This window comes from Flavobacterium sp., from assembly GCF_028712645.1.
Taxonomy (GTDB): Bacteria; Bacteroidota; Bacteroidia; order Flavobacteriales; family Flavobacteriaceae; genus Flavobacterium.
On the sequence record NZ_JAQTPQ010000145.1, the window covers coordinates 1 to 8903 of the forward strand.

7 protein-coding genes and 1 tRNA gene are annotated in these 8903 nt (G+C 32.1%); 4 read left to right on the top strand and 4 right to left on the bottom strand.

The genetic code is table 11. The features are described from left to right. The coding region (locus PHC28_RS11670; RefSeq protein ID WP_300100420.1) for a M20/M25/M40 family metallo-hydrolase at positions 1-1051 on the bottom strand (1051 nt) is incomplete at its 3' end. 108 nt (positions 1052-1159) lie between these two features. Between PHC28_RS11670 and PHC28_RS11675 the strand changes: the two genes are divergently transcribed. From PHC28_RS11675 to PHC28_RS11690, 4 genes are all read left to right on the top strand, one after another. After that, positions 1160-1241, top strand: a tRNA-Leu gene (locus tag PHC28_RS11675). Positions 1242-1511: 270 nt separating this feature from the next. Next, positions 1512-2327, top strand: coding sequence for a hypothetical protein (locus PHC28_RS11680; protein ID WP_300100423.1), 816 nt, complete (start codon positions 1512-1514; stop codon positions 2325-2327). A gap of 86 nt (positions 2328-2413) precedes the next feature. Continuing rightward, positions 2414-2686: a helix-turn-helix domain-containing protein gene (locus tag PHC28_RS11685; protein ID WP_300100426.1), complete on the top strand. Its 273-nt coding sequence runs from the start codon at positions 2414-2416 to the stop codon at positions 2684-2686. Between the two features lie 9 nt (positions 2687-2695). Continuing rightward, a complete protein-coding gene (locus PHC28_RS11690; protein ID WP_300100429.1) occupies positions 2696-4093 on the top strand; it encodes a hypothetical protein in 1398 nt (465 codons plus the stop codon). A 99-nt stretch (positions 4094-4192) separates the two neighbouring features. Here PHC28_RS11690 and PHC28_RS11695 read toward each other — a convergent pair whose 3' ends face one another. The 3 genes from PHC28_RS11695 to PHC28_RS11705 form a co-directional block, all read right to left on the bottom strand. Then, positions 4193-7204: a DEAD/DEAH box helicase family protein gene (locus tag PHC28_RS11695; protein WP_300100432.1), complete on the bottom strand. Its 3012-nt coding sequence runs from the start codon at positions 7202-7204 to the stop codon at positions 4193-4195. Beyond that, a complete protein-coding gene (locus tag PHC28_RS11700; RefSeq protein ID WP_300100435.1) occupies positions 7204-8334 on the bottom strand; it encodes an SIR2 family protein in 1131 nt (376 codons plus the stop codon). Before PHC28_RS11700 ends, PHC28_RS11695 begins: the two co-directional genes overlap by 1 nt. Further along, on the bottom strand, positions 8331-8903 hold a 573-nt coding region (locus PHC28_RS11705; RefSeq protein WP_300100438.1), incomplete at its 5' end, for a restriction endonuclease subunit S. The genes PHC28_RS11700 and PHC28_RS11705, both read right to left, overlap by 4 nt.

The following is an 8903-nucleotide window of genomic DNA, read 5'->3' on the forward strand; positions in this document are numbered from 1 at the left end:
AATGGTTGGTAAATAATTCGGTGATTTCCTCCCAATCTTGGTTTGGAACCAATCGCATCGAAATTTTGGCGAAAGCCTGACTTGCAATAACTGTTTTAGCTCCTTCTCCTGTATATCCGCCCCAAATTCCGTTGACGTCAAGTGTTGGTCGGATTGAATTTCTTTCATTGGTTGTATAACCTTTTTCGCCATAAATGTCATTTAAGTCCAATGCTTTTTTGTAGTCTTCTAAATTGAAAGGTGCTTTTGCCATTTCTGCTCTTTCTTCTAGAGATAATTCTTCTACTTTATCGTAAAAACCAGGAATAGTAACGTGGTTATTTTCATCGTGAAGCGAAGCAATCATTTTTGCCAGAACATTTATAGGATTAGCCACTGCACCACCATACAATCCAGAATGCAAGTCTCTATTTGGTCCTGTAACTTCGACTTCTACATAACTCAAACCACGCAATCCAGTAGTAATTGAAGGTTGTTGATTGGAAATCATTCCCGTATCCGAAATTAAAATCACATCGTTTTTTAGTTTTTCTTGGTTGCGTTCTACAAACCAACTTAAACTTTTAGAGCCAATTTCCTCCTCGCCTTCAATCATGAATTTCACGTTGCAAGGCAAAGTGTTGGACTGCACCATATATTCCAATGCTTTCACGTGCATATACATTTGGCCTTTGTCGTCGCAAGAACCACGTGCAAAAATCGCACCTTCGGGATGAATGTCTGTTTTTTTGATGATAGGTTCAAATGCAGGCGAAGTCCATAATTCGATTGGATCGGCTGGCTGCACGTCGTAATGTCCGTAAACCAAAACCGTTGGTAAATTTTTGTCGATAGTTTTTTCGCCATACACAATTGGGTTTCCGGGTGTGTCACAAATTTCTATAAAATCACAGCCTGCTTTTTCTAAACTTGCTTTAACAGCGTTGGCAGTTTTGATAATATCTTGATGGTAAGCAGCGTCAGCACTTACGGAAGGAATTTTCAACAATTCGACTAATTCGCTAATAAAACGGTCTTTGTGCTGTTGAACGTATGCTTTTATGGTTTCCATATTTTGTTAAATTTTAATACTTTCAAAAGTACAAAAAAGAGACTGAATATTTTTGAATAATTTCCTTTGAAAGTAAGAAGATATGTTTATATTTGCACTCACAATTTTGCGGGTATGGTGAAATTGGTAGACATGCCAGACTTAGGATCTGGTGCCGCAAGGCGTGTAGGTTCGAGTCCTATTACCCGCACCTAATTCCCTAACTATCAATTAGTTAGGGATTTTTTATTTTTACTTTAGTCAGTATTTAGTCAGTAACCTCGAAAAAACTAAATATTTATTGTCTTTTAGGACTCCAAAGAAATTAATTTTGTTCTCTTTTAAGACCTAATTTACTATAACATATAAATTTCATTCCCTTTACTTTTTTAACTTTGTTGTAATTTCCCGACTTCGACATTGAAAGGAACTACAAAATTTATATTATATAGTAATAAGAAACACTTCTAATATTAAACAAATGATACCAACAGAATTTGAAACAACAAGAAGTATAAATGATAAATATAGTCGTAATATTTATGAAATGACACAAGGCTGGGATTCTGATGATTACAGGTTTGGTGTATATGAATTTGAAGACACAATTAATCCTGATACTGGAAATTCCTATGGTTATGATATAACTACAAGCTTTGATAAAGAGTATAATAAATTTGTGGATGAAGGGAAATATTTTATTGGTTGTCCATTCAATATATATGAATCAACTTATCTTGAACGATTAGAGAATTTCATTAATGATAATGTTAAAGATTTGTTTAATGAATCGCATTTTGTGAAAACGGAATTGATGGATACTTTAGAGTATAATGTTGATTCAATATTAGGAAAGGATATAAGAGAACAGCTAAATAAATCCATTTCCAGAAGAAAAGAGTTTCTAATTCAAAGATTAGAATCATTAGGGTTTCTTTATAAAGTAAGAAAAAATGAATATGGAAAAATAATAAGCGTTGGTAAAAAAGGAATTCAAAAGGTAATTGAGCAAGAGTCTGCTTTAGACCTAAGTGATACAAGTTTGAATGAAAAAATAATTTATTTAAGGTTATTAGGGATATACGATTATTTATCATCCAAACAGCCATTTAATATGTCCAAAAACGCATTAGCAACCGTAATTAGTGCAATAACTAGTGAGAAAGCAACATCTATTCAATCAGCAATAAATCCAATCGACAATCCCAGTACTAGTCAAAAAAACAACCCATTGGAGAATGAAAAAAAGGTTCTAGAAATCAAGTTAAAATTAATTGAATTAGGGTTTAAATTGTAAGATTCAATGCTATTCAATTTATTTAGGGAATCCCTAATTATTACCTAAAGTTTCTTGCACCCATATTTAATTTAAATCATTTTAATATGGGAACATTACAACTTATTGAGGTAACACCTCAACAGCTACAAGAAGAAATTCTAAAAGGAATTAAAGCACAATTAAAAGAGTTTGCTAGTCTTTTTAAAACACCACAAGAAGAGTATTTAACTCGTGAAGAAACAGCCAAACTCTTAAAAGTAGACCTAAGTACATTATGGCACTGGAAGAACAAAGGAATACTAGTTCCTTATGGTCTTTCCAATCGGGTGTATTATATGAGGTCAGATGTCGATAAAGCAATGGTAAAACTTAATTAGTATAATTAGATGAAATCATTTGCCGTATTGATACCAGAGGGATTGGACATCGAAGATTTAGTAAGTGTCCATTCTCCAAATCTTGACCCAGACTATTTGAAATATCTAATTCATTTGGTGTTAAGCAAGATAGCATTTACATATAAGGAAAATGATTCTAAAGAACGAATCAAATTTTCAGGTATTAAGGAGGTGTATAAGCCAATTAATTCAAAAAAAATACTTGTAGCACACGCAAAACATAAAGAACACATAGATTTTTTGAGGGCTAACAGTTTTAAATTTACTTTAAGAAAAAGCAGAACAAGGTATGAAGAAATTGAGTTAAGCGTTTTCTATAGTAAGAGGTTTATACAGGGTAAAACATCATATAGTTATAAGTTGAATCCTATTTTTTTAAAGCAACGGCTAAAAGTGGAATATATAACAGCCCCTAAACTTATAAAGAAAGTTAAAGACTCCTTTACAGTTTTGCCAAGTGTAGTAAGAAATGGTAAATATAGATTTCTAGGCAAGTATTTTGATAAAGACAGGCTAAAAATCAATTTTGATGAAGCAGTGTGTTTTTGTGAAGAAAGATATTTGGAGCATAAAGACTATGGTAAATACGTTAATGAGCTTAATCAATTGGTCGATTTAAAAAATGGTTGTTATAGGATTTATAATGTTCTTGACAAGGATGGAAGAATCCATTCGAACATTACCAAATTGCCTAAGGTTTACAGAAGGTTTTTAACTTATGATGATAAAAAACTAGCCGAAGTTGATTTAAGCAATTCAATCATCTATTTTATAGCTATGATAATTAATAATCATATTAAAGAAGATAGAATTAATATCAATTACTCTCTTAATCCACTAACTGTTGCAAAAACTCTCGAAAGCCTTGATATGATTGAGAAGGAACTGCTAGAAGAAAAATCTGTTTCGGGTGAATTCTATGAGTTGTTCATTAGTGACTTTAAAAGCACTTTTAATTGGTACAAGTTAAAATGTATGTTTAAATCAGTTTCTAATGACGAATTTAATGGTTCGTATAAACAGGTTCGTAAAATTGCCAAAAAATACTTGTTGGCGATGATTTTTGCTGACATAGACAGCTATAAAGAAGTTCAAGATATTTTCAGGAAGAAATTCCCAAATCTATTAGATGCGTTGATTTTGTTTAAGAAAAAGTTTGGCTACAAGTCTTTATCTTATCTGTTGTTTCAGATGGAATCTTGTTTGATGTTGGATAAAGTGGCGAGAAGGTTTAATGCCAGACACTGGAGGGTAGCTCCCATATTTAGTTTGCACGATTGTTTGATAACTACAGTAGATTACGAACGTAAACTCGAAATAATTCTCAAGGAAGTTTTTATAGAAGAGTTTGATATTGCTCCAAAAGTTGAAACAGCACCTTGGTGATTACTTAAAAATGTGTGGAATAAAAAAACACTAAACTTGCTACATAGAGTTTAGTGTTTTTTAATATATGCTAATTTGTGTCCATTAAAACACCATTAATTATCGTCTAAACTGCTGGTATACTTTTTTCAACATATAATCCTTTACAATATTTCCAAATTCTTTATCATTCATCATTTTGGTAAAAATATCCTGATTCTGTTCCATTCTGCTTATGGTAGTGTCCATAAATTTATCTTCAAAACCATATTTAAAATTCTCCATTGTATTGGATTTGGCTTGTAGACCTAGACTATCATCTGCAATCAGTTCTTCATATATTTGGTCAAAATAGAGTTTGTCAGCGGTGCTAAATTCTGTTCCGAATTTTTTATTCAAAACATCGATTATTTCAGATAATGCCACTTGGTCTTCTTTGGATAATCTGATTCCAGCTTCACCACCACCTTCCAATTCATAAACAGCTTGGTCTTCCATTACAATATTATTTTCCGCTATCTTTTGAAGTCGGTAATATTCCAATGAAACTTCGTCACCCAATTTGAATTTATCGTTTTCACTAGTTCTGGGTAACTTTTTATACAGGAATCGGGTGTAGGTAAATAACTTTTCTAATTCAACATCCGAAAACGGCATAATTTGGGTCAAAAACGAATAGGTTCTATTGAAGCTTTGCAGTGTGTTTTTAAAATCTTCCTGTGTTATTTCTGTTCCAATAACATCGTCTTTGGAATTTTCTAATGGTAATTGTTTGAATCGTTCCACTGCTGGGTCAATGTAAGAATTCAATTTGCCTTGCTCCGAAACTGATAGTGTTTTGGCAGATTTAAAAAACACATTGCAGAAATTATTTATCTCTGATTCCCAGATAATATTTGCTTTTTCAATCTCTCCTTTTAAATCATACAAATGATTGGGGTCTGAGTTTTCTTTGATGGATGTAAGCTCATAATAAGGTTGAAACGAATTCAAAATTTCATCGGTGTCATTGGCAAAATCCAGCACAAATGTGTCCTCTTTCCCAGCACACATCCTGTTTAATCTGGATAGTGTTTGAACCGCTTTCACACCTGATAATTTTTTATCTACATACATTGTATGCAATAAGGGCTGGTCAAATCCTGTTTGATATTTGTCAGCAACCAACAATAATTGGTATTCATCGGATGCAAATTTCTTTGGGAGCATTTTTTCGCTAAAACCATTTAATTCCACTTCTGTAACACCTTCTGGGGCAAAGTTGTGTATCACTTTTCCAGAAAATGCAACAATGGTTTTTATGTCTTTGTATCCTTTTTCTTGGATGTATTTATCAAATTCTTCTTTATATCTCACTGCGTGAAGTCGAGAGCTACTCACCACCATTGCTTTGGCTTTACCACCAAGTTTTTTGGAGACTATTTGTCTAAAGTGTTCCACCATTACTTCCGTTTTTTGAGCTAAATTATGTGGGTGCAAAGACATAAATCTTGCAATGGCTCTGGATGCTTTTTTCTTATTTACTTTTGGGTCATCTTCAATCTCTTTCGATAATTTGAAATAGGTTTTATAAGTGGTGTAATTCTTCAACACATCTAAAATAAAACCTTCTTCAATGGCTTGTTTCATTGAATATAAATGAAACGGTTCTGGCTTGCCATTGCTTCCCATAGTTCCAAATACCTCTACTGTTTTTGGCTTTGGTGTTGCAGTGAATCCAAAGAAACTGAGATTGGTTTGTTTCCCACGTGCCAACATAGATTTTCTTATTTCATCTTCGGCATCTTCTTCCAATCCTGAGTAAGCTTCATCTTTTTCAGCTTCTTCCAATGATTTAGCTGAAAGTACTTCTTTCATTTTTTTGGTTGCTTCACCACCTTGAGAGGAATGGGCTTCATCAATAATAACCGCATATTTTCTGGAGGGCAATTCCCCGATTTTATCCAGAATAAATGGAAATTTTTGAAGTGTGGTAATTATGATGTTTGAACCAGCTGAAAGTGCATCGGCAAGTTGTTGTGAATCCTTGTCTATTTTCTGAACCACACCATCTTTGTGTTCAAACTGATAAATGGTAGTCTGCAACTGTGAATCCAATACTTTACGGTCAGTTATTACAATTACCGAATCAAAAATTCTATTGTTTGCATCATCGTGAAGACTCGATAATCTGTAAGATAACCAAGCAATTGAATTGGATTTTCCTGAACCAGCAGAATGTTGAATCAAGTAGTTTTTACCAGCTCCATTAGCTTTGGCATCATTGGTAATTTTTCGTACCACTTGCATTTGATGGAATCTTGGAAAAATGATAGCTTCTTTTTTCTTTTTAACCCCATTCATTTCAAATTCTTCCACACTTAGGTGAAGGAATTTACTAATAATATCCATGAAGCTGTCTTTCATCCAAACTTGCTCCCACAAATAAGAAGTTCTGTAACCCTCTTTATTAACTGGATTTCCAGCACCATTATTACTTCCTATGTTAAACGGTAAATAACGAGTACGTTTCCCATCTAATTTAGTAGTCATAAAACATTCATCCGTATCAACTGCAAAATGTACCAGCGTTCTTTTCTTGAATTGAAAGATGGGTTCACTGGCTTCACGGTCATACACATATTGCTTTTTGGCATTATCAACGGATTGTCCTGAGAATTGATTTTTAAGTTCAATTGTAGCTATTGGAAGACCATTCAAAGACAATACCATATCTAATGAATTCTTACCCACTCGCTCATAATAAAGCTGTCTAGTGACCGATAAATGATTAGATAAATATTGTATTTCCGCATCAGGATTCAATGTACTTTCGGGCTTAAAATAAGCCATTTGAAACTTCACACCATAATCAGTAAATCCATTTCGGATAACATCCAAAATACCTCTAAGGTCAATTTCTTTGATTAATCGTATAACTACTTTTTTCTCAATCTCATCTTTATGGATATTATATAATTTTTCCCAAGATTTTGGTTGTGAAGCTTTAAGGAAGTCGATTATGTATTTTGGAAACAAACCCAATTGTGCATCAAAATCTTCTGAATAACCTTTTCTATAACCACCAGATTCCAGCAATGAAGTTTCGATTGCAGATTCAAAGGTTAGTTCTGTATGTATGCCCTTTGCCATTATTTTTTCATTGGTTTAGCTATTGTACCCTCTATATCATAAATAAAATTAACACCTCTAAATTCAAAACATGAACTCGGAAATGATTTCTTTTTTAATTGAATTTTCACCATTTCCATAAAATCTTTTTGTTCAGATTCAGTAGATTTGTAATCAACTATTAACGATCCTTTGTTATAATCTTCTACTTTATCAATCCATCTTTTAATTAATTCATTAATGTGTTCATCTCTAAAACTATATCCAACAATAAATAACTTGTTATATTTAACATAGGTTGAATTATCTTTTAAATTTCTATGATAAAACTCAAATGGATATTCTGTCATCTTGGTCGATTTTCCACCACCAGTAATAATAGCTGGATATAAAGTCCAATTTTCATCATGAATCTTATTGTAAATATCATTTGTGAAAATATCTTCACTTTTAAACTTTATTACTTTATTTCGATTGTAGTCATAAAACAATGACAAAGAGCCGTGTAAATGATGAAGTTCTATATTTATTTCTCCATGTCTACTTTCATTCATTGCTGGGTCAAAGTCAAATTTTCTTATGCCAGTTCCCTTAAATACATTTGCAGAAGCACAGAAATCCGTTAATTTATCTGAACCAATATTTTCCAATAAAATTGTTTCTGCTAGTAAATCATAATTTAAAGTAAATACATAACCTTTTTTACTTTTATTAAGTTGAGTAGATAAGAATGATGTAAAACCACCAAGTTTTTCTTGAATTCCTTTTTGAGTTACATTTCCATGAATTAGACTCAGTATTTGAAACACATATTTATCATATAAGGATTTAATGATTTTCTCATGTTGTTGAAGGTTGGGATTAATCAATTTAAATTTATTAAGCAAAGTCTTACCTGCACTGGAATCAATAAATTTTCTATATTTTCTTAAATTACCATAAGCATCATCTATCATTGAAAAATTAAGTTCAAAATCATCAAAACTTAAATTCTCTTCTCCACCACATAGTTCACACAAATAATCTTTTTCATCTCCCTCAAGTCCTGCAATGAATTTAGAAGTAATAGTTTTTAATGAAAATTCTGGAGATAATGCCATTGACAAACCATTGCCAAATAAAAATAAAGGAATATGTGTGCCAGTACTCATATATTGTTTTTTAATTCTTCTCTTACATCAACTTTACCAGTAACAACTTCACTAATCAAAGCTGTTTTGTATTCTTTTAATAATTCGATTTCTTGTTGGGTTTTAGTAATCAAGTCATTTATTTCATTCGTTTTAATATAAATAAAGCGAATAATTTCTTCTTGTTCTGCTATGGAAGGGACTGCGATTTTAAGTTGATTATATTTATCTGCACCAATATTCTGAATCGTTGATTGTTGAAAAATAGATTGCTTCCAGTTTTCATAGCCACCAGAATTAGTGAATTCATATAGAAATTCTGATTTCATAATTTCAGTATCACAAGATACTTTAATTAAGTAACCAGCAAAACAAGCTATTCCAGAATAATCTTTAAATAAAAATGTTTTGCCTACTGTTGCACCACTACGAGCAAAAAGAATATCTCCGTCACTCAATAGAAAATTTTCTGCTTTGGACATTGGCAATGATTTAAAAGTATTATTTTTAAGTTTTCCATCATTACCAAAATCAGTAATTCTAATATATCTTGGGTCTGTCAAAATCTCATCTTCTGCTGATTCATTAGC